The sequence below is a fragment of the Halegenticoccus soli genome, assembly GCF_002844195.1.
GTDB classification, from domain to species: Archaea; Halobacteriota; Halobacteria; order Halobacteriales; family Haloferacaceae; genus Halegenticoccus; species Halegenticoccus soli.
The window spans coordinates 56,892-77,340 of the sequence record NZ_PEND01000006.1 but is presented as its reverse complement, the minus strand read 5'-3'; the positions used below and the strand labels follow the sequence as shown (position 1 = coordinate 77,340).

Genomic DNA, 20,449 nt, shown 5'->3' with positions numbered 1-20,449 from the left:
GTCGGCGTGCGCGCTGCCGGGACCGAGCAGCCCCTCTACGGCGCGGACGGGCGTTCCGCCACCGCGGGGTATATCACGATCGACCCGTATCGTTCGATCATGAGTGACGCGTATCTCGTGGGCGCGGGCCAGTCGGATTTCGGCGCGTTCCCCGAGGAGAGCTACCGGTCGCTGTTCCGGGCGGCGTACGAGGCCGCGGAGGGGAGCGCCGGCGGCGTCGACCCGGGCGACGTTGACGAGGCGTACGTCGGGACGCTCGGCGTCGGCGGGCGGCAGCTCGGACTCCCCGGACCGGCGGTCACGGAGCACGTCGGCCTCCACGGGGTTCCGTGCACGCGGGTCGAGAACGCCTGCGCCGCGAGCGGGTACGCCCTCCGGTCGGCGGTGATGGCGGTGAAGAGCGGGATGGTAGACCTCACCCTCGCCGGGGGGTTCGAGGTGATGACCGACGCGTCGAGCGAGGCGACGAGGTACTGGCTCGGCGTCAGCGGCGAGACCGAGTGGGAGCGCATGGCCGGAACGACCTTTTCCGGGGTGTACGCCCAGATGGCCGACGCCTACATGCGTGAGTACGGCGTCGAGCGCGAGTCCCTCTCGCGAGTCGCCGTCAAGAATCACGCGAACGGGGCGAAGAACCCCCGCGCGCACCTCCGGTTCACCTGCTCGCTGGAGGACGCCGAGTCCGCGCCGGTCGTCGCGGACCCGCTCACGCTGTATCACTGTTGTCCCACGACCGATGGCGCGGCGGCGGTCTTCGTCGCGAGCGAGGAGGTCGCCGCGTCGTTCGACGACCGCGTCCGGATCGCCGGTGTCGGCGCGGCGAGCGATCGGGTCGGGCTGTTCCAGCGCGACACCTACACGTCGATCCCCGCCTCGAAGCGGGCGGCCGCCGCGGCCTACGAGATTGCCGGCGTCGGGCCGGACGACCTCGACTTCGCGGAGGTGCACGACTGCTTCGCCATCGCGGAGCTGCTCGCGTACGAGGATCTCGGGTTCTGCGGGCGGGGCGAGGCCGCGGCCCTGATCGACTCGGGCGCGACCGACCCCGACGGGCGTCTTCCGGTCAACACCTCCGGCGGGCTGAAGTCGAAGGGCCACCCGATCGGCGCGACGGGGGCCGGACAGGCCGTCGAGGCGTTCAAACAGCTCACCGGCGGCGCGGGCGACCGGCAGCTTTCCGACCCGCGGCGCGGCCTGACCCACAACGTCGGCGGCAGCGGCGGCGCGGCCGTCGTTCACGTCTTCGAGGCAGAGGGCGCGGATCCGGCCGGCGCTGACGGCCGGGGGGTGGGCGCGTGAGCGCCCCGGGAGCGGACGGCGGTTCGGGCGCGGCGAGAACGCCGCGGGCCGGCGTCGCCGCCGCCGCCGCGTACGCGCCCCGGTACAGGATCGACGCGGAGGCGATCCGCGAGGCGTGGGGGCGGTTCGAGGCGTCGGGGATCCGCTCGAAGGCCGTCGGGGGCGCGGACGAGGACGGCCTGACGATGGCGGCGGAGGCGGCTCGGCGGGCGCTCTCCGCCGCCGGAGTCAACGCGGGCGAGATCAGAACGCTCGCGTTCGGGACGAGCACCCCGCCGCTCGCGGAGGAGGATCCGACGCCGCGGCTCGGCGAGTTCCTCGGCGCGCCCGCGACGGCGACCCGCCGGTTCCTCGCCGGGAGCACCCGCGCCGGCACGCAGGCGCTCTCCGCAGCGGTCGACGCCGGCGGGTTCCCGGCGGTCGTGGTCGCCGCCGACTGTCCCCGCGGAGCCCCCGACAGCCCCGAGGGCCACGCGGCCGGCGCGGGCGCGGCGGCGCTCGTCCTGACCGACGACGGGCCGACGAAGCTCCGCGAACGGGCCGAGTACGGCGTCGACTACCCGGGGACTCGCTTCCGCGAGGCGGGGAGCGAGGACGTCGAGGGGCTCGGCGTCACCGCCTACGACCGGCGCGCGTTCGCGGAAACCGTCGCCGGAGCGGTCGGCGGGCTGGAGGACCCGGCGGCGGGCGCGCTGGCGCTGCAAGCGCCCGACGGGACGCTCCCCTACCGCGCCGCGAAGGCGCTCGGCGTCGACGCCGGGGCGGTTCGGGACGTCGCCACGGTCCACGACCTCGGCGACACCGGCGCGGCGAGCCCGCTGCTCTCGTTCGTCCGGGCGCTCGCGGGGGGCCGCGAGCGGACGCTCGTCGTCGGCTACGGGAGCGGTTCGGGCGCCGACGCGCTCCTGTTCGGGGGCGATCCACCGGCGGTCGACCTCGCGCTCGACGGCCGCGAGGACGTGAGCTACGCCGAGTACCTGCGCCTGCGCGGCGAGATCGGCGGCGGCCCGCCGGCCGGGGGCGGGGCGGCCGTCTCCGTGCCGTCGTGGCGGCGGACCCGCGAGGCGCGCTACCGGCTCGTCGCGGGCCGCTGCCCCGAGTGCGGGGCGCTCGCCTTCCCGCCGGAGGGAGCGTGTCCGAACTGCCACGCGCTCTCGGCGTTCGAGCGCGTCGAACTCCCGCGGGGGGGGACCGTCGAGACCGCCACGACCGTCTCGCCCGGCGGCGCGCCGCCGGAGTTCGCACAGCAGGGCGCGCGGGGCGGCGAGTTCGCCGTCGCCGTCGTCTCGTTCGAACTCGGAGGCGAGACGGCGAGCGTCCCGATGCAGGTGACGGACGCCGAGCCGGGCGACGTCCGCGCGGGCGACCCGGTCGAGGCGGTGGTCAGGCGGGTCTACACGCAGGAGGGCGTGACGCGGTACGGGAGCAAGGTTCGGCCCGTCCGCTGACGGACCGCACTCGCCGGACGATCGCACGGATTCGAGGCGGAAACCCGCGACCGACGTCGCGGGTGGCTTACTCCGGCTTCCAGTCGAGCGTGACGGTGACGGACTCGCGGCTGCCGCGGAGGAGCGACGAGCGCTCGCGGACGCCGACCTCCATCCCCACCTCCGCCGGCGGGTTCAGCGTGACGGTCTTGTTGCCGACCCGCACGTCGAAGTCGCCGTCGCCGTCCCGAAGCGCCGCCGCCAGCCGTTCGAGCCGGTCGGCCGCCTCCTCCCCCGTGACCTTCTCCTCGGAGAGCGTTTTGTCTGCCATGGACGGTCCGCACGTTCGAACCGACGACCCGTAACGCTGGGGGCCGTCCGGAGGTGGTTCACGCGCGGTTCCTTCCGAGAGGGAATGATTTAATCGGCTCCCGGTCGCGGCGTCCCTCATGAACGTCTGTGTACTTGGCGCGGGGACGATGGGTCACGGCATCGCCCAGGTGAGCGCGATGGCCGGCCACGACGTCGCGCTCCGCGACGTCGACGAGGAGATCGTCGAGGAGGGGTTGACCCAGATCGAGTCGAACCTCGAAGGCGGGGTCGAGCGGGGGAAGTTCACCGCCGAGGAAGCACAGGGGGCGATCGACCGGATCGAGGGCACGACGGACCTCGCCGCGGCCGCCGGGGACGCCGACCTCCTGATCGAGGCCGTCCCGGAGGACGAGGAGCTGAAGCGGACGGTGCTCGGCGAGGCGGAGGAGCACGTGCCCGACGACGCGGTCGTCGCGACGAACACCTCATCGATCTCCGTGACGGGGATCGCCAGCGCGCTCTCGGACCCGTCGCGGGCGGTCGGTCTGCACTTTTTCAACCCCGTCCACATCATGGCGCTGGTCGAGGTCGTCCTCGCCGAGCAGACGTCGGCCGAGACGCGGGCGTTCGCCGAGGAGTTCGTCGGCGGGATCGGCAAGACGGCCGTCGTCGTGAGGGACGCGCCGGGGTTCGCCACCTCCCGACTGGGCGTCGCGGTCGGCGTCGAGGCCATGCGGATGGTCGAAGAGGGCGTCGCCGACCCGCGCGACATCGACGCGGCGATGGAGCTGGGCTACAACCACCCGATGGGCCCGATCGAGCTCGGCGACGTGGTCGGGCTGGACGTGCGGCTCGGCATCCTCGAACACCTCCGTGAGGAGCTCGGCGAGCGGTTCCGCCCGCCGACGATCCTCCGGAACAAGGTGCGCGCCGGGAAGCTGGGCAAGAAGACCGGCGAGGGGTTCTACGTGTGGGAGGACGGCGAGATCGTCGGCGTGAGCGGGGAGGACCATGACTGACGGGGAGAACGGAGCGGACGAAGCGGGGGGAGAAGACGGAGCGGGCGGAGACGGCGGGGCGGGGGGAGCGGATGGAGCAACGGGAGACGGCGGAGCGGGGGGAGCGAGCGTCGTCGCCGCCGTCGCCGACTGCGAGCACGTCCGCGCGGAGGTCGGCGGGCGCGGCGAGGGGGTGGCGACCGTCACCATCGACCGTCCGGACGCGCGAAACGCCATGAACGCGGCGGTCCGGCGGGAGCTGAAAGCCGCCTTCGCGGCCGTCGCCGACGACGACGGCGTCCGGGTCGTCGTCCTCACGGGATCGGACGAGGCGCGGGCGTTCGTCGCGGGGGCGGACGTAACCGAGCTCAGGGAGCGCGGCGTCGTCGAGCAGCGCGAGGCGAGCGAGCGCCCGCGCGTGTACGAGGCGATCGCCGACTGCCCGAAGCCGGTCGTCGCGCGGATCAACGGCCACGCGCTCGGCGGCGGCTGCGAACTCGCGCAGGCGTGCGACGTGCGGATCGCCCGCGAGGACGCGAAGCTCGGACAGCCGGAGATCAACCTCGGACTGATCCCCGGCGGCGGCGGAACCCAGCGCCTGACGCGGCTCGTCGGCCCCGGGCAGGCGATGCGGCTCGTGCTCTCCGGCGAGCTGATCGACGCGGCCGAGGCGGCCGAAATCGGCCTCGTCGAGGAGGCGCTGCCGGCCGGGGAGCTGGACGCGCGGGTGAACGAGCTCGCCGGGAGGATGGCGTCGAAGAGCCCGGTCGCGCTCCGGCGGGCGAAGGAGGCGGTGAAAGCGGCCTCCCGGCTGGATCTGGACGCCGGACTCGACTACGAGCGCGAGCTGTTCGTCGGGCTGTTCGCGACGGCGGACAAGAACGAGGGCATCGACGCCTTCCTGGAGGATCGAGATCCCGAGTGGCGGGGTCGCTGACGACCGTCGCTCGCGGCGGACGGAGAGAAACGTTTATTCTGCGACAATTGCAGCCGGAACCAGAAAATACGGATAACCGGACTTTCAGCCACATAGCTTATGCCGGACGAGTTAAAATGCCAGAGAGATGTACACGCGCAGACGTGTGGCGGCGGGCGCGCTCGCCGCGCTGGCACTGGGAGGCGGCTGTCTCGGCTTCGTGACCGGGAGGGAACCGCTCACGTTCGCGGCCGAACCGGCGAAGACGGCGCAGTCCGTCGCGTCGGACGCCGGGTACGAGCTGACGGACGCGAAGTCCCAGACGATCGAGCGGGAGTTTTCGGCCGCCGGGCAGTCGCGGAGGGTCGAGGTGACGAACGAGATCGCCACCTACGAGAAGCGGCTGAGCCTGCCGATACTCGGCGGGGCGAAGCTCGGCGTGTTCGCCGTCATCGCCAGCCCGCCGGTCGAGGTGCTGGGGCAGACGTTCAACCCCATCGACGACTACGACAACGACCGGCTGGTGAACCTGCTCGCGAGCAACTACGAGGGCATCAGCGATCCGAGGGAGGTCGGCTCGCGGTCGATCACCGTCCTGGGCGACGAGATGACCATGACGAAGTACGAGGCGAAGGCGACGTTCAAGGGGCGGCAGATCGACGTGTACGTCCACGTCGCCAAGGCCCGCGACGGCGACTTCGTCGTCCCGATGGCCGTCTACCCCCGGCGGTTCGACGAGGAGGCGAACGTCGTCGCCATGGCCGAGGCGATCGAACACCCCGCCTGACCTCGGGACCGCGGGCAACGCTTTTGCCGCCCGGACGCAAGCCCGGAGGTATGGCGCGCACGCTCGCGGCGGGTGTCGGGCTGACGGCGGCGAGCCTCGCCGGCTACGCCGTCGGCGTCGTCGCGGCGTATCCCGGACGGGCGTTCTCGGTCACGGGAGCGATGGTCGGAATCACGCTGATCGCGGTCGGGTACGGCGAGATCGGGGGTGTCGACGGGCCGTGATCTCCGCCGTCGTGTACGACGCGGACGGGATCACGACCTACTCGGATCTCGAGCGGGCGCGGGCCGCGAGAGGGACGACGTGGGTTCGGGCGACGGGCGGCGACCTCGGCGACGTGGCGGACGCGTTCGGCATCCACCCGCTGTCGGTCGAAGACGTCCAGAACGGCGTCAGGCCGAAGACCGAGGACTACCCGACCCACCTCTTCGTGCTCGTGAAGACCGCGACGCTCCGCGGCGGCGACACGGCGTTCCGGGACGAGATCCGGACGGAGTCCGTCGGCCTGTTCGTCGGTTCGGACTGGCTCGTGACCCTCTCGACGGGCGAGACGCCGGCCGTCGATCGCGTCTGGCGGGCGGCCGAGAGCGACGACCGCCTCCTCCGGTACGGCCCCGACTTCACCGCCTACCGCGTGCTCGATCGGATCGTCGACGACTACTTCGACCTCCTCGACGAGATCGAAGAGACCATAGAGGGGATCGAAGACGGCGTCCTCGGCAGCCCCGATCCCTCGGTGCTGGAGGGGCTGAACGCCGTCCGCCGCGACCTCCTCTCGGTCCGCAAGCTCCTGTGGCCGACGCGCGAGGCGGTCGCCGTGCTCGCCCGCGGCGACCCCGACGAGATCCGCGAACCGACCGAGAAGTACTACCGCGACGTGTACGACCACCTCGTCCAGCTCGTCGACCTCACCGAGACGTACCGTGACCTCGCTCGCGGCGCGCGCGACATCTACCTCAACACGCTGTCGCAGTCGACGAACGAGGTGATGAAGCGGCTGACCGTCGTGGCGACGGTGATCCTTCCACTGACGTTCGTCGTCGGGGTGTACGGGATGAACTTCGGCGGGAGCTCCTACAACATGCCCGAACTGGGGTGGGAGTTCGGCTACCCGGCGGTGATGCTGGGAATGGCGACCGTGGCGCTCATCATGCTCTCGTACTTCCGGCGCGAAGGCTGGCTGTGAGCGGTTCCGACGAGCCGGACGAAAGCGTTAAGAACCGTGACAGTTCTGAGAACGTTCGACGGAGGTGAGGCGTTCGAGGCGGCGATCGGGTCGCTGTCGGTCGGTTTCCGCACCATACGCCTGCGAAACATTTATATACTTTTCGGCCCTTTACTACGTGTAAGGACGCGCCCCGCCGGATTTTCTCTCGTTTCTCTCGCCCGGTGAGGTCCCCGTCCGCCACACACACACCATGAGCGATACTACAATCCGCACGTACACCAGCGGTAGCGAGCAGGAGCGCGAGCGAGAAGCCCGCGAGTCCGTCCGGACGTGCCCCGAGTGCGGCGGACGGCTCGTCACCGACGAGGAGCACGGCGAGACCGTCTGCCAGGACTGCGGACTCGTCGTCGAGGAGGATTCGGTCGACCGCGGCCCCGAGTGGCGCGCGTTCGACGGCGAAGAGCGGGACGCCAAGTCCCGGGTCGGCGCGCCCACGACCAAGATGATGCACGACAAGGGCCTGTCGACCAACATCGGCTGGCAGGACAAGGACGCCTACGGCAAGGCGCTCAGCTCCCGCCAGCGCCAGCAGATGCAGCGGCTGCGCACGTGGAACGAGCGGTTCCGCACGCGCGACTCCAAGGAGCGCAACCTGAAGCAGGCGCTCGGCGAGATCGACCGCATGGCCTCCGCGCTCGGTCTGCCGGAGACCGTCCGCGAGACCGCCTCGGTGATCTACCGCCGCGCGCTGAGCGAGGACCTCCTCCCGGGTCGGTCGATCGAGGGCGTCGCCACCGCGTCGCTGTACGCGGCGGCCCGGCAGGCCGGCACTCCCCGCAGCCTCGACGAGATTGCCAGCGTCTCGCGGGTGGACAAGATGGAGCTCACCCGGACGTACCGCTACGTCGTCCGCGAGCTGAAGCTCGAGATCCAGCCGGCGGACCCCGAGCAGTACGTCCCGCGGTTCGCCTCGGACCTCGACCTCTCGGACGAGACCGAGCGGCGGGCGCGGCAGCTGCTGAAGACGGCGAAGGAGGCGGGAATCCACAGCGGGAAGAGCCCGGTGGGACTGGCGGCGGCCGCGGTGTACGCGGCGTCGCTGCTCACCAACGAGAAGGTGACCCAGAGCGAGGTCTCCGACGTCGCCAACATCAGCGAGGTCACCATCCGCAACCGGTACAAGGAGCTCCTCGAGGCCGAGGAACTCGGCCTGTTCGCGTGAAGTCGAACGGCTCCCGCCCGCGAGGGCGGCGAATTTCGCAACAACTTTTATTGAGATAGGGGGCGACAGTCGGGACCATGGTCGAGGCGTTCGTCCGTCTGTTGTGCCCCGAGTGCGGGAAAGAGTGGGAAGCGAATCCGTCCGACCTCCCGGCGACTCGCCGGAACTTCAGCTGTCCGAGCTGTCACGCGACGCGTCGGCTGACCGAGTTCATGCGGACCGAACGCGATCTCGAAATCGTCCGGCAGTTCGAGTGACCGGAACCCTCCGGATCAGAGGTCCGGAACCGACGACAGCGCCCCGCAGGCGTCGCACTTGAGCACGGTCGTCCCCCGTTCTTTGACGAGGCGCGTGTCCGGCAGTCCGCACTCCGAGCAGCGCACGAAGCCGTCGACGTAGGCGTCGATGGCGGCCGCGATGCGGGCGGGCTTGAAGTCGCCGGTGAGCCGCGCCCGCCCGCGCTCGTCGATCTGCGCGCTCGTGCCGAGTTCGGACTGGAGGAACTTCAGCACGTGCGCCTCGTCGCGGCCCACGCTGTCGACGGTGTCCTGGAAGTTCTCGTAGACGGTGGCGTTCCCCTCGGTTCGGACGGACGGGTCCGGAACGTCGAACCGGTCGGCGATCTCTTCGATCTCCGGCGTCTCGGACAGTCCGCGGTCGAGCTGGTCCTCGTAATCCATGTCTAACGCAACGGTAACGGCGAACTAAAACGTTCATACCCGTCGGCCGATTTCGGCGAAATCAACCGTGCGAAGGTTCATGCGGCCAGAAGTGTGTTAACGGGACTCAAGATAATAATATAACCCTCCAGTTGTAAGCATGTGTTGCTCATGAAGAAGCAGGAGCTCATTCACCTTCACGGCCTGCTTGCAGAGGTACAGAAACAGTGTGAAATGTGGGACGGGCGCGAACTCGACCTGACCGAGTACGAGGAACTCGGCGTCCGACCGACATCCATTCACAAGTCCAAGACCGACCACAAGGCTGCTGTTTTCGAACTCGCTCGCGGAATCACCTCCTCGATGGAAGCCGTCGAATCGGAAGCGCTCGCTCCGAAGGCCGACTGAGCGAACTATACTAGTCTCCTCCCGAACTCACACCGCCCCCAGCGGCGGCTCTCACCCCTCTTCTTCGACCATCTCCTCGAACTCGGGGAGGAGATCGTTCTCGCCGCCGGGCCCTTCTCCGTCGGTTTCGGTGTCCGTTTCCGCCTCCTCCGGCTCGTCGGAGTCGTCGTCGGGGATCACCGTGACGGAGAGGACTTTGAGCGGAATGTTTTCGAGGCGCTGGCCGATCTCCTTGCGCGCGATTCGGCTCGCGTGCTCCTCCCGCTCGACGTTGAACACGGTCATCTCGAGCTCCAGCGCGACGAGCGCCTCGTCCGCGGCGATGAACGCCGGCGGAAGCTCGTCGCCGGACGGAGACGTGCGAGACCCCATGTTGATCTCGACGTAGTTGAGATCCGGATTGAGCATCTCACCCGTCTTCGAGATGGCGATCCGAACCGCCTCGTCCGCCGTCTCCACGTCGTACACGGGAACCGCCGCCTCCACGACGACTCTGCAATCCATGGTGGACGGTAGTTGTTTACGAGGCTGTATGAACCTTCGCCTGAATACCCCGGGTGGGAAGAAATAAACCGTCGATCTCGACGATATAAACCCGGAATCACGCCCCGCGGGACCGGAGGTAGTGAAACAGGTACGTCTGCGCGTAGCCCGCGTAGCGGCCGCCGAGCCGGTCACGGATGGCCCGCGACGTCGCGTCGTATCCGCCCCGGTCGCAGTCCGGGTAGTGGTCTGCGATGGCGCTTTTGATCCACGTGTCGAGCGGGACGGCTTCGAGGAATCCCAGCGAGAACAGGAGGACGCAGTCGGCCACCTTGTCGCCGACGCCGACGAACCGCGTCAGGTACTCGCGGGCCTCCTCGTAGGGGAGCGTCGCGGCGGCCGCCGGGTCGGCCTCGCCGGCGGCGACCATCTCCGCCGTTCGCCGGACGTACGGCGCGCGGTAGCCGAGGCGGATGTCCCGCAGTTCGGCTTCGGTCCGAGCCGCGAGCTGTTCGGGCGTCGGGAAGGCGCGGAACTCGCGGCCGTCGACGGGGAGCGCGTCGCCGAACGTCCGCGCGAGCGCGAGTTGCATCCCGTGGATGCGCGACACGCGCATCTGCGCCGAGCAGATGAACGATACGAGGCAGGGAAACGGCGGGTCGCGCACGAGCCGCATCCCGCGGTAGGCCTCGTAGGCGCGGTCGAGCAGCGGGTCGTCCGGGGCCGCGTCGGCGATCGCGTCGAGGTCGTCGTCGAGCCGGAGCAGGTGCGTCAGGAGGGGGACGGCGTCTGTCGTCGATTCCCACTCCAGCGCGCCGTCCGCCTGGCGGACGCGGACGACCTCGCGGCGCTCCGTCACGCCCTCGATCGGCGGGACGACCGTCTCGTACCAGGCGTCGCCGCCGTGGGCGTCTGTCCGCTCGTACATCCGCCCGTCGGCCCGATCCCAGAGGTACGACTGGCCGCTTTCGAGGGTCGCCTGGAGGTCGAACGGCCCGTGGAGGTCGGAGAGCGGAATCGCGCCGGTTTCCATCGTCGTGACCGACGGCCCGGGCGGCTTTCCTGCTTTCGATACGGATCGACGGCCGGCTCGGCCGGACCCGCGTGGATTCCGAAGCGCGACCGCGTGGTCGGGATCGGCGGCGCGGCCCGGGCCGGGCGGAGCCGCTGCTGTCTCGGTGGTGAAAGATCGTCGCGGAAGCGGTCCAGCGGCGGCGTTCAAGGTCGTTGAAGTGCCTTCACCCCGCCGCAGTCCGCCGCTTTCGACGGTTCGGTCAGAGCCGCTTTTCCCCCGGTCGGCGAAGCGGGGAGCGATGCGCCTCAGCGAAACGTACCGGATAGTCGACCGGACGTTCGACTTTCCGATCAGCGCCGAGCGGCTCGACGCGGAGCTCGGAGACCGGACCATCGAGTCGCCCACCGGCGACTCCGAGACCATCGGCGAAGTCCTCGAACGGTGCGACGCGACGACGTTTCGGTCGCCCGAGGGCGTCTACGAGGCGCTCCTCTGTCACGTGACCGACGCCTACGTCGGCCGGAAGTTCTACGACGACCGCGCGGCCAACCCGCACGACTTCGACGAACTGTCCTTCTGACGGCTTTTTCGAGCGAAACCTACGGAGCAGCTCCCGCCTACTGGACCGCCCCCGCCGCGTCGGCCAGCGCGCCGGCCAGCACCCGCGTCGCGGTCGCGCAGTCGCCCCAGTCGGTCCACTCGCGAGGGTTGTGCGAGATTCCGTCCCGCGACGGGGCGAAAAGCAGCGCGGCGTCGGTCGCGCTCGCGACGTGCATCGTGTCGTGGGCCGCCCCCGAGTGGAGGTCCACCGTCTCGATGCCCGCCTCCTCCCCGGCGCGGTGTGCGGCCCGGCGGAGTCGTTCGCTCATGGGCGTCGGTTCGAGGTCGAACGGCCGCGAGAACTCGGTTTCGACGCCGCGCTCGCGTTCGAGCAGGCCGAGGCTCGCGCGGGCCGCCTCGACGAGCGTCTGCATCGACTCGTACGCCACGTCGCGGACGTCGACGCCCATCTCGACGGCACCGGGGACGACGTTCGTCGCGTTCGGCCGGACGGAGAGCGATCCGACGGTGGCGACGGCCGTCTCGCTGGAGTCGCGGACGACGTCCTCCGCGGCGGCCTCCACGTCGAGGACGAACTCGCTCGCGGCGGCCAGCGCGTCGGTCCGCTCGCCCATTGGCGTCGCGCCCGCGTGGTTCGCCTCGCCGCGGATCGTCACCTCGCAGTGGGTGATGCCCGTGATGGTCGTCACCACGCCCACGGGGCAGTCCGTCCCGGCGACCGAGGCGGATTCGGCCGCCCCCGCGCGTTCCAGCCGCGTGTCCTGCTCGACGTGGAGTTCGAACCAGGCGTCCCACTCGGCGGCGTCGAGCACCCCTTCCCCGCGAAAGCCGATGTCGGAGAGCGCGGCGTCGAGGGTGACTCCCTTGTCGTCTTCGAGCGCGAGCGCCTCCTCGGCCGTCCGGTCGCCCGCGGCGACCGACGAGCCGAGCAGCCCGTTCGAGAAGCGCTGCCCCTCCTCCTCGGTGAAACACACGACCGAGATCGGCCGCTCCGGTTCGAGCCCCGCCTCCTGCGCGGCCCGAACGCTCTCCAGCGCGGCGTAGACGCCGAGCGGGCCGTCGAAGACGCCGCCCTCGGGAACCGAATCGAGGTGGCTCCCGGCCGCGACCGGCGCGGCGGACGGGTCCGCGCTCGCCGGCGTCCAGGTGCCGGCGACGTTGCCGACCGCGTCCACGGTCGCGGAGAGGCCGGCGTCGCGGAGCCGGTCGACGAAGTACTCGCGCGCCCGGCGGTTCGCGTCGGTTCCCGCAAGGACCGTCCGTCCCCGGCCCTCGTCCGTCTCGATCGCTCCGAACTCCGCGTTCGACTCGATGTCCGCCCGCAGGCGGTCGGCGTCGACGTGCATACCCGGCCGTTGCGGGCGGAACGGGTTTGACCCTTGCCATTCGGTACCAATCGGTGACGGATCGCAGGGGCGTCCGACTGGCGGGAGACGGTGCGCGGCGCGTCGTCCGGTCGGACGCGGTGGGAAAACGTTTCACTTAACGAAACGTTAATCAGTTTTGATGAGTTCTGACCGCGTATGAGCGCCGGCTACGCGAACGAGTCCGGGTCAGCCGCGGGCCGACGGATCGCGTTCGGCTTCGGAATCGTCGCGGCGCTCGTCGCCGTCGCCGCCGTCGCCGGCTTCGACTGGGACGCGGTCGCGTCGGAACTCGCGGCGGCGGACCTGCGGTTGCTCGGGGTCGCGCTGCTCGCGAGTCTACTGGCGCAGTTCGCCTGGAGCGGCGTCACCGTTCTTTTCCTCCGGACGGTCGAGGAGGTGCCCGCAGGAAGGGTCCGCGTCGGCTACCTCGCCGGAACGTTCGCGAAGCAGGTGCTGCCGTTCGGTCACGCCGGCGGCGTGCCGCTTCTGGCCTACGTGCTCTCCGAGGATCTGGGGCTCGACTACCGGCGGACGTTCGCCTCCGTGACGGCCAGCGAACTCGTGATCTTCCTCGCGTCGCTGGTCGTCGCCGCCGTCGGCTTCGTCTGGTTCGTCCTGACCGCGGGGGCGTCGGCCGGGGTCGGGGCCCTCGCGCTCGGCCTCGCGGCGGTGCTCGCCGTCGCCGCCGCCCTCGTCGGCTGTCTGCTCCGCCGGCGATCGGCGCTCAGGCACGCCGCGCACGGAGTCGCGGCCGTCGGCCGGGTGAGCGTCGGCCGACTCGTCCCCCGCGCCCGGCGACGGCTCGCCCCGGACGCCGTCGACCGCGGGCTCGACGGCTTCTTCGAGGCGTTCGAACGCGCGACCGCGGACCGGCGGATCGTCGCCCAGGCGGCGGGGCTCGCGCTCTGCGGCTGGGCGCTTTTCGCCCTCCCGCTGCACTTCGGATTCCTCGCGGTCGACCACCGCCCGGCGCTCGCGCTGTCGCTCTTCGTCGTCCCCCTCGCCGGCCTGGCGACGCTCCTGCCGACTCCCGGCGGCCTCGGCGGCACCGAGGTCGGTGCGGCGGCCGTCATCGTGCTCCTGACCGGCGCGGCCGTCGACGCGGTCGCCGCCGCGGTGCTCCTGTACCGGGTCGCCACCTACTGGTGCGTCGTCCTCGTCGGCGGCGTCTGTTCGCTGTACCTCTCCTCGCGGATCGGCGGCGTCAGGCCGACGGGAACGGAGTGAACGCGGGTGGCGGCGTGATGGAGTGAGGCGGGCGGGACGAGACTGATCGGGGGCGAGCGGTCGGTCGACAGTCGCTCATCGGATGTGGATGTCGGTCAGCATCGCGAGGTGGTCCGCCACCCCGGGATCGAACCCCTCGCGGGTGCAGCGCCAGCGCCAGTTGCCCTCCGCGGTGCCCGGCGCGTTGAACCGGGCGTGTTCGTCGAGGCCGAGCAGGTCCTGCATCGGCGCGAACGCGATCACGGCCTCGGAGTTCCACACCGCCTCGATCATCGACCAGTGGATGTCGTCGCCGCCGTCGATGCCGAGGTTGTAGTGCAGGCAGTCCCGCTGGTCGTCCGGCAGGTTCCGGTAGTAGCCGACGGTGGTGTTCGTGTCGTGGGTGGCGGAGTAGGCGACGCTGTTCTCGGGGTAGTGCATCGGCTGGTTCGGGTCGCCCGCGCGGCACCAGTCGGCGTAGTGCGGCACCTTCATCCCGGGGAAGTCGAAGCGGTCGCGCAGGTCCACGAGCGACTGGTCGATGAAGCCCAGGTCCTCGACCACGAACGGGAGGTCGCCGAGCTCGCGCTCGACGGTCTCGAAGAAGTCGTCCCCCGGCGCGTCGCGCCACTCGCCGGCCGCGGGGTCGTCGGCGTCGGCGGGGATCGCCCAGTACTCGTCGAACGCCTTGAAGTGGTCGATGCGGGTGACGTCGACGAGGTCGAACAGCCGCGAGAGGCGCGCGAGCCACCACTCGTAACCGGTCTCGCGGAGGCGGTCCCAGTCGTACAGCGGATTCCCCCACCGCTGGCCGCCGTCGCCCGCGTTCGGCGGCACGCCCGCGACGGCCGCCGGCTCGTTGTCGTCGTCGAGGAGAAACGCCTCCGGCGAGGCCCACACGTCCGCGCTGTCGAGCGCGACGTAGATGGGCAGGTCGCCGACGAGGCCGACCCCGCGGTCGCGGGCGTACTCGCGGAGGTCGCGCCACTGGCCGTCGAAGACGAACTGGACGAACTCGCGGAAGCGGATCTCCTCGGCCAGGTCGTCGCGGTAGCGCTCAGTCGCCTCCCGCGTCTTCACCTCGGAGGGCCACTCCGTCCAGAGCGCGCCGTCGAACTCCCCCTTCAGCGCCATGAACAGCGCGTAGTCGGCGAGCCAGTCGCCCTCCCGCTCGCGGAAGGCGTCGAACGCGGAGCGCTCGCCGCCGGTCGCCGACTCCTCGAACCGTTCGAACGCCGTCCGGAGCAGGGGAAGCTTGTACTCGGCGACGCGCCCGTACTCGGTCTCGTGCGGGTCGAAGTCGGGCACCGGTTGGAAGTCGTCGTCGGTCAGCCACCCGCGTTCGACGAGGCGGTCGAGGCTCACGAGCAGAGGGTTGCCGGCGAACGCGGAGTACGACTGGTACGGGGAGTTGCCGTGCGCCGGCGAGGTCGGCCCGAGCGGGCAGAACTGCCAGAGCGACTGGTCGGCGTCGGCGAGGAAGTCCACGAAGGCGGAGGCGCCGTCGCCGAGGTCGCCGATCCCGTGCGGGCCGGGCAGGGAGGTGACGTGCAGGAAGACGCCGCTTTGGCGGTCGAAGCGCATGCTAGTACGGTATCACCGCCCCACGGTTTGAAGGGTTTGGTCGCCGCGAAAGCGCGGCCGTTCGACGGGTAGCCGGGGGATAGAGAGGCCGGGGCAGAAACCGAGAGGCCGGATCGGAAACCGAAGATCGGACGGCGGTACCGCCGTCCGCGGTGGCGCGTCAAAACAACACTTATCCCCGTTCTCCGATTTCGGTTGCACATGAGCGATATCGTTGTGACCCTCCCGGACGGATCGGAACTGTCCGTCCCGGAGGGGTCGACGGTGCAGGACGTCGCCTACGAGATCGGCCCGGGTCTCGGGAAGGACACCGTCGCGGGCGTCGTCGACGGCGACCTCGTCGACAAGGCGACGGAGCTGCGCGACGACGCGCGCCTCGTCATCGTCACCGAGCAGAGCGACGAGTACCTCGACGTGCTGCGCCACTCCGCGGCGCACGTGTTCGCCCAGGCGCTCCAGCGGCTGTACCCCGAGGCGAAGCTCACGATCGGACCGTGGACGGACGAGGGCTTTTACTACGACATCACGGGCGTCGACCTCGACAGCGAGGACCTCGAAGCGATCGAGGCGGAGATGGAGGAGATCATCGCGGCGGACTACCCGATCGAGCGGTACACGCTGTCGCGGGAGGAGGCGTTCGACAAGTACGAGGACAACCCGTTCAAGCGGGACATCCTCGAGAACGAGGCCGCCGGCGAGGAGGAGGTCTCCTTCTACCGGCAGGCGGAGTTCGAGGACCTCTGTAAGGGGCCGCACGTCGAATCGACCGGCGAAATCGGCGCGGCGAAGCTCCTGAACATCTCCTCGGCGTACTGGCGGGGCGACGAGGACAAGGAGACGCTGACCCGCGTCTACGGCACGGCGTTCGAGTCAGAGGAGGAGCTGGAAGAGTACCTTCAGCGGCGCGAGGAGGCCAAGGAGCGCGACCACCGCAAGATCGGCCGCGAGCTCGATCTGTTCTCGGTGCCGGCGCACTCGCCGGGGTGCGTCCACTTCCACCCGAACGGGATGCGGATCCGCCGCGAGCTGGAGGAGTACGTTCGCGCGAAGAACGACGAACTCGGCTACGAGGAGGTCTGGACGCCGGAGCTCAACAAGGCGGAGCTGTGGAAGCCGACTGGCCACTACGACAACTTCACCGCGCAGGGCGAGATGTTCAACTGGGAGCAGGACGACACCGAGTACGGCCTGAAGCCGATGAACTGCGCGAACCACGCGTACATCTACGCCCACGAGCAGCACTCGTACCGCGACCTGCCGATCCGCTTTTCGGAGTTCGGCACCGTCTACCGCAACGAGCAGTCCGGCGAGCTGTCCGGCCTGCTCCGCGTGCGCGGGTTCACGCAGGACGACGGCCACGCCTTCATCCGCCCGGACCAGATCCAACAGGAGGTCGTCAACACGCTCCGGAGCATCCGGGACATCTACCGCAACTTCGACCTCGACATCGAGTACAAGCTGGAGACGAAGGGCGACAACGCCGTCGGCAGCGACGAGATCTGGGCGCAGGCGACGCAGTCGCTGAAGGACGCCCTCGACTCCGAGGGGGTCGAGTACGACGTCGAGGAGGGCGAGGCCGCGTTCTACGGGCCGAAGGTCGCCGTCAACGCCATCGACGCCATCGGCCGCGAGTGGACCATCGGCACCGTCCAGCTCGACTTCAACATCCCCGAGCGACTCGACCTGACGTACGTCGGCGAGGACAACGAGGAGCACCGCCCGGTCATGGTCCACCGCGCGCTGCTCGGTTCCTTCGAGCGGTTCATGGGCGTCATGATCGAGCACTTCAACGGCAAATTCCCGCTGTGGCTCGCGCCCGAGCAGGTCCGCATCCTGCCGGTCAGCGACGACAACATCGAGTACGCAGAGCGCGTGCGGGCCGAACTCGGCGACTTCCGCGTCGGGATCGAGGACCGCTCGTGGACGGTCGGCCGGAAGATCCAGCAGGCCCACGAGGACCGCGTCCCGTACATGCTCATCGTCGGCGGGAACGAGGAGGAGGCCGGGACCGTCTCCGTCCGCGACCGCGAGGAGCGCGAGCGGCAGGACGTTCGGCTCGAAGCGTTCCGCGCGCACATCGAGGCCGAGCGCGCCGAAAAGCGGGTCGAGCCGGACTTCCTCGCGGACGAATAGGGGCGAGAACGCGCGGCGGTGCGGTCGCCGACGCGCTCGTCGTCGGCTTCGCTCGCTTCACGCCGACCGCGGTCGCGGTTCGCCGGCGTCGGCCGAGCGCGCGACAGCGTTCAGCCGCTCCCGGACGACGCCGCGGAATTCGCCGCCGCGGACGAGCTTCGCGAAGACGCCGAAGTGGCCCGTGCGCCACTCGATCCGGTTCTCCGCGGGCACGTCCCAGGCGTCGAGGAGTTCCTCGGCGGAGCCCGCCGGCGCGACCTCGTCGCGGAGGCCGCGGAAGGCGACCACCCGCGACGGGTCGATGTCGGGGTCAGCCGGCGGGTTCAAGAGCGGGGCGAGCTGTCGGAGCCGCGCCCGCGTCCACCCCGCCGCCGACAGCGCGCCGGGGAGACCGAGGCGCCTCGAGAGCCGGCCGTCGGCGAGCAGTTCGTCGACGGCGCCGGTCGCCGCGACGGGGAAGACGAGATCCGGGCGCATGGACTCCGGCCACGCGCCGCAGTGGCCGGCGACGTGAAGCGCGGTCAGCCCGCCGAGGCTGAGGCCGCCGACGCCGACGACCGGCGCGCCCCGCGACCGGGCCCACTCGACCAGCACGCCGTTTTCCATCGCCGACGCCTCGAACAGCTGGAACGTGGCGACCGGCGCGCGGGCGACGTACGGTTCGCCGCTGTAGAGGCCCGCCTTCTCGCGCCGGCCGTGCCACGGTGCCTCCGGAAGCACGACGCGGTAACCCTCCGGCGCGAGCGCCCGGCCGGCGTACTCCTCCTCTGGCCAGTAGGTCAGTTGGTCGTTCAGCATCCCGAAGCCGTGGTTGAAGACGAGCGTCGGGAGCGCCGAGCGGTCGCCCTCGGCGGGTTCGTACACGCGGGCGGTCGCCGAGTCCCCGACGTACGGCGAGGGGGACGGGAAGCGGACGAGGTACTCGACGGTGCCGGGGCCGCGGAGCTCGCGCGATCGCTCGACGGGTTCGATCTCGCCGCGGAGGCCGTAGAAGCGGTCCGGGTGCGCCGCGTGGGCGGCCCACCGTCCGATCGCCTCGTCGGGGTTCGGGATCTCGTATTTCACCGGCGGCAGGAAGTGGTCGGACGCGAGAAACCGAAACGTCGAGGCGGGCATCGCGCGTCGGGCCGAAGCCCGTCGGCGCTCGCGTTCGAGTTCGACGCGCTCGTCGGGCGTCGTTTCGGCGTCGCCCCAGAAGGCGTCGTCCCACCGCTCCGTCGCGTCGTCGTACTCCGACCGCAGGCGGGCGTACTCGGCGAGCGCGCGCTCGATTCGCGGGTGGAGGTGAGGCGCCGGCGGCGCGCCGACCGCCGCGAGGTACGCCGACGGGCCAGATCCGAGCGAGACGTCCGCGGCGGCCCTGGCGCGGGAGATTCGGAACCCCCGGAGGAACCCCCGCAGGAGCATCGATTCGAACGGCCGGGTCTCGAAGACGCCGCCGACGGGCGACGAGGCGAGCCTGTGGGCGAGCGGCGTGTCGAGAGAGTCGGTCATGGGCGTTCGTACGGGCGACGGCGTATTGATCGTTGGCCGGCACCGCCCGGCTCACCACTCCGTGAGCGCGGCAGCGCCGTGGGAGTACGCGAGCACGGCGAGGAACGTCAGCACCCCCGTGATCGCGGTCCCGCCCCCGACGAAGAACACCCAGGCCATCCCCGCGTCGGTCATGAGATACCCGCCGAGCAGGGGTGCCGCGACGCTCCCCGGGCGCCAGACGAGCTCCCGGACGCCGAAGCTGCTGGCGACGCCGCCTTCGGCCGTCCCCTCGTCGGCGAAGAGCGCCATGCTCGCCGGCTCGCGCAGGCTGTCCGCCACGCCGAGAAGCCCCGAGAGGCCAACGAGCGGGAGGAAGGCGGGCGAGAGCGGGCCGAGGACCGGGAGGGCGGAGGGGAGCCCGAGCGCCTCGCCGACGGCCGGGGAGAACGGAACGGCGAGCGCGACCAGCCCGTAGAGGCCGCCGCCGACGAAGACGAAGAGCGCCCGGCCGTAGCGGTCGGAGAGCCTGCCGGTGTAGGGCTGACAGAGCATGTTCGTGAGCTTCTCCGCGACGACGGTGACGCCGACCGCGAGCGCGCCGTACTCGAGCCCGCCGGCCGCGGCCGAGACGCCGGCGTAGATCGGCACCCACGTCCGGACGAGGGTGACGGCGACGGCGTACTGGGCGCGGAAGCTCGTGAGTGTCAGGATGCGGCGGTTGAGCGCGAGGTCCGAGAAGGGAAAGCCGCGGACGGTCGTCCCGTCCGGCGGGAGGTACAGCCGGACGCCGATCGACGCGACCGCCAAGAGCGCCACGATGATCGAGAAGATGGGGGTGAACCCGAGTGCCTCGTACAGCGCGCCGGCGCTCAGGCTGCCGAAGATCGCCGCGGAGAAGTTCGCCGCGTTGGCCTTGCCGATGTGGTTCGCGCGCGTGCCGGTCGCCGCGAGCTCGCCGACCAGCGACAGGGACATCAGCGACGCGCCGGTGACCGCGACGCCCTGAAGGCCGCGCGCGAGGACGAACGCGAGCGACGAGTCGACGAGCGGAAAGAGGGCGTAGGCGACCGCGCCGACCGCGAGCGAACCGAGGAGCACCAGACGCTTGTCGAACCGGTCGCCCGCCCACGAGAGGGGGATCACGGCCGCCGTCTGCGCGAGCGTGAACCCGGTCGTGAACATGCCGATGACGAACCCGGCGCTCAGGGTGACGCCGAGAACCGTGACCGCCGACGGATCGAGGACGTTGATGTACGTCGGCAGCAGCGTGATGAGCGTGATAAACCCGAAGCCGTCGGCGAACCGCGTGAGGTAGAGCGCGTAGAACTGGATCCTGTTGTCGTCCACGCCGAGGCGTGCACGGAGTCGGCGAAAAGTCGTTTCGATTCGAAACTCGCGGCGGACGACCGCTTCGACGGGAGGCGGCCG

General features: G+C 70.6%; 21 protein-coding genes. 13 read left to right on the top strand and 8 right to left on the bottom strand.

Annotated elements, in window-relative coordinates:
* Nucleotides 1-99: 99 nt before the first annotated feature.
* Together CNO20_RS16555 and CNO20_RS16550 are read left to right on the top strand one after the other, a co-directional pair.
* On the top strand, nucleotides 100-1,299 hold the full coding sequence (locus CNO20_RS16555; RefSeq protein WP_101297544.1) for a thiolase domain-containing protein: 1,200 nt from the start codon (nucleotides 100-102) through the stop codon (nucleotides 1,297-1,299).
* Nucleotides 1,296-2,747, top strand: coding sequence for a zinc ribbon domain-containing protein (locus tag CNO20_RS16550; RefSeq protein WP_101297235.1), 1,452 nt, complete (start codon nucleotides 1,296-1,298; stop codon nucleotides 2,745-2,747). The genes CNO20_RS16555 and CNO20_RS16550 overlap by 4 nt, the downstream gene beginning before the upstream one ends.
* Before the next feature lie 67 nt (nucleotides 2,748-2,814).
* On the opposite strand, the gene CNO20_RS16545 is transcribed toward CNO20_RS16550, so the two are convergent.
* The gene (locus CNO20_RS16545) at nucleotides 2,815-3,057 is read right to left on the bottom strand and encodes an amphi-Trp domain-containing protein (RefSeq protein WP_101297234.1); all 243 of its coding nucleotides are present in this window, start codon (nucleotides 3,055-3,057) and stop codon (nucleotides 2,815-2,817) included.
* A gap of 118 nt (nucleotides 3,058-3,175) precedes the next feature.
* Between CNO20_RS16545 and CNO20_RS16540 the strand changes: the two genes are divergently transcribed.
* The 7 genes from CNO20_RS16540 (at nucleotide 3,176) to CNO20_RS16515 (ending at nucleotide 8,386) form a co-directional block, all read left to right on the top strand.
* Nucleotides 3,176-4,057 (top strand): 3-hydroxyacyl-CoA dehydrogenase family protein, encoded by an 882-nt coding sequence (locus CNO20_RS16540; protein WP_101297233.1) that lies wholly within the window; start codon nucleotides 3,176-3,178, stop codon nucleotides 4,055-4,057.
* A complete protein-coding gene (locus tag CNO20_RS16535; protein WP_101297232.1) occupies nucleotides 4,050-4,973 on the top strand; it encodes an enoyl-CoA hydratase/isomerase family protein in 924 nt (307 codons plus the stop codon). Before CNO20_RS16540 ends, CNO20_RS16535 begins: the two co-directional genes overlap by 8 nt.
* A gap of 127 nt (nucleotides 4,974-5,100) precedes the next feature.
* A complete protein-coding gene (locus CNO20_RS16530) occupies nucleotides 5,101-5,739 on the top strand; it encodes a DUF6517 family protein (RefSeq protein WP_101297231.1) in 639 nt (212 codons plus the stop codon).
* A 50-nt stretch (nucleotides 5,740-5,789) separates the two neighbouring features.
* On the top strand, nucleotides 5,790-5,963 hold the full coding sequence (locus CNO20_RS23460; RefSeq protein WP_199174895.1) for a hypothetical protein: 174 nt from the start codon (nucleotides 5,790-5,792) through the stop codon (nucleotides 5,961-5,963).
* Nucleotides 5,960-6,925, top strand: coding sequence for a magnesium/cobalt transporter CorA (corA, locus tag CNO20_RS16525; RefSeq protein WP_101297230.1), 966 nt, complete (start codon nucleotides 5,960-5,962; stop codon nucleotides 6,923-6,925). Before CNO20_RS23460 ends, corA begins: the two co-directional genes overlap by 4 nt.
* Nucleotides 6,926-7,157: 232 nt before the next feature.
* Nucleotides 7,158-8,129, top strand: a complete 972-nt coding sequence (locus tag CNO20_RS16520; RefSeq protein WP_101297229.1) for a transcription initiation factor IIB — start codon at nucleotides 7,158-7,160, stop codon at nucleotides 8,127-8,129.
* A 77-nt stretch (nucleotides 8,130-8,206) separates the two neighbouring features.
* Nucleotides 8,207-8,386, top strand: a complete 180-nt coding sequence (locus CNO20_RS16515) for a DUF7836 family putative zinc-binding protein (protein ID WP_101297228.1) — start codon at nucleotides 8,207-8,209, stop codon at nucleotides 8,384-8,386.
* Between the two features lie 15 nt (nucleotides 8,387-8,401).
* Here CNO20_RS16515 and CNO20_RS16510 read toward each other — a convergent pair whose 3' ends face one another.
* The gene (locus CNO20_RS16510) at nucleotides 8,402-8,809 is read right to left on the bottom strand and encodes a translation initiation factor IF-2 subunit beta (protein WP_101297227.1); all 408 of its coding nucleotides are present in this window, start codon (nucleotides 8,807-8,809) and stop codon (nucleotides 8,402-8,404) included.
* 150 nt (nucleotides 8,810-8,959) lie between these two features.
* On the opposite strand from CNO20_RS16510, the gene CNO20_RS16505 reads away from it, so the two are divergent.
* A complete protein-coding gene (locus CNO20_RS16505; RefSeq protein WP_101297226.1) occupies nucleotides 8,960-9,196 on the top strand; it encodes a UPF0058 family protein in 237 nt (78 codons plus the stop codon).
* Between the two features lie 51 nt (nucleotides 9,197-9,247).
* Here CNO20_RS16505 and CNO20_RS16500 read toward each other — a convergent pair whose 3' ends face one another.
* On the bottom strand, nucleotides 9,248-9,700 hold the full coding sequence (locus CNO20_RS16500) for a DUF555 domain-containing protein (RefSeq protein ID WP_101297225.1): 453 nt from the start codon (nucleotides 9,698-9,700) through the stop codon (nucleotides 9,248-9,250).
* Between the two features lie 97 nt (nucleotides 9,701-9,797).
* Nucleotides 9,798-10,712, bottom strand: a complete 915-nt coding sequence (locus CNO20_RS16495) for a DNA-3-methyladenine glycosylase family protein (protein ID WP_101297224.1) — start codon at nucleotides 10,710-10,712, stop codon at nucleotides 9,798-9,800.
* Between the two features lie 280 nt (nucleotides 10,713-10,992).
* On the opposite strand from CNO20_RS16495, the gene CNO20_RS16490 reads away from it, so the two are divergent.
* Nucleotides 10,993-11,274 carry a DUF5789 family protein gene (locus CNO20_RS16490; RefSeq protein WP_101297223.1) on the top strand — a complete coding sequence of 94 codons (282 nt, stop codon included), beginning with the start codon at nucleotides 10,993-10,995 and terminating at the stop codon, nucleotides 11,272-11,274.
* Nucleotides 11,275-11,311: 37 nt separating this feature from the next.
* Here CNO20_RS16490 and CNO20_RS16485 read toward each other — a convergent pair whose 3' ends face one another.
* On the bottom strand, nucleotides 11,312-12,601 hold the full coding sequence (locus CNO20_RS16485; RefSeq protein WP_101297222.1) for a M20 family metallo-hydrolase: 1,290 nt from the start codon (nucleotides 12,599-12,601) through the stop codon (nucleotides 11,312-11,314).
* Between the two features lie 177 nt (nucleotides 12,602-12,778).
* Between CNO20_RS16485 and CNO20_RS16480 the strand changes: the two genes are divergently transcribed.
* Entirely contained in the window at nucleotides 12,779-13,849 is a 1,071-nt protein-coding gene (locus CNO20_RS16480) for a lysylphosphatidylglycerol synthase transmembrane domain-containing protein (protein WP_101297221.1), read from the top strand.
* A 75-nt stretch (nucleotides 13,850-13,924) separates the two neighbouring features.
* Here CNO20_RS16480 and malQ read toward each other — a convergent pair whose 3' ends face one another.
* On the bottom strand, nucleotides 13,925-15,412 hold the full coding sequence (gene malQ, locus CNO20_RS16475) for a 4-alpha-glucanotransferase (protein WP_101297220.1): 1,488 nt from the start codon (nucleotides 15,410-15,412) through the stop codon (nucleotides 13,925-13,927).
* Nucleotides 15,413-15,613: 201 nt separating this feature from the next.
* Between malQ and thrS the strand changes: the two genes are divergently transcribed.
* A complete protein-coding gene (thrS, locus tag CNO20_RS16470; protein WP_101297219.1) occupies nucleotides 15,614-17,545 on the top strand; it encodes a threonine--tRNA ligase in 1,932 nt (643 codons plus the stop codon).
* Nucleotides 17,546-17,602: 57 nt separating this feature from the next.
* Here the strand turns inward: thrS and CNO20_RS16465 are convergent, their stop codons facing one another.
* The gene (locus tag CNO20_RS16465) at nucleotides 17,603-19,039 is read right to left on the bottom strand and encodes an alpha/beta hydrolase family protein (RefSeq protein ID WP_101297218.1); all 1,437 of its coding nucleotides are present in this window, start codon (nucleotides 19,037-19,039) and stop codon (nucleotides 17,603-17,605) included.
* Nucleotides 19,040-19,090: 51 nt separating this feature from the next.
* A complete protein-coding gene (locus CNO20_RS16460) occupies nucleotides 19,091-20,368 on the bottom strand; it encodes an MFS transporter (RefSeq protein WP_101297217.1) in 1,278 nt (425 codons plus the stop codon).
* Between the last annotated feature and the right edge of the window lie 81 nt (nucleotides 20,369-20,449).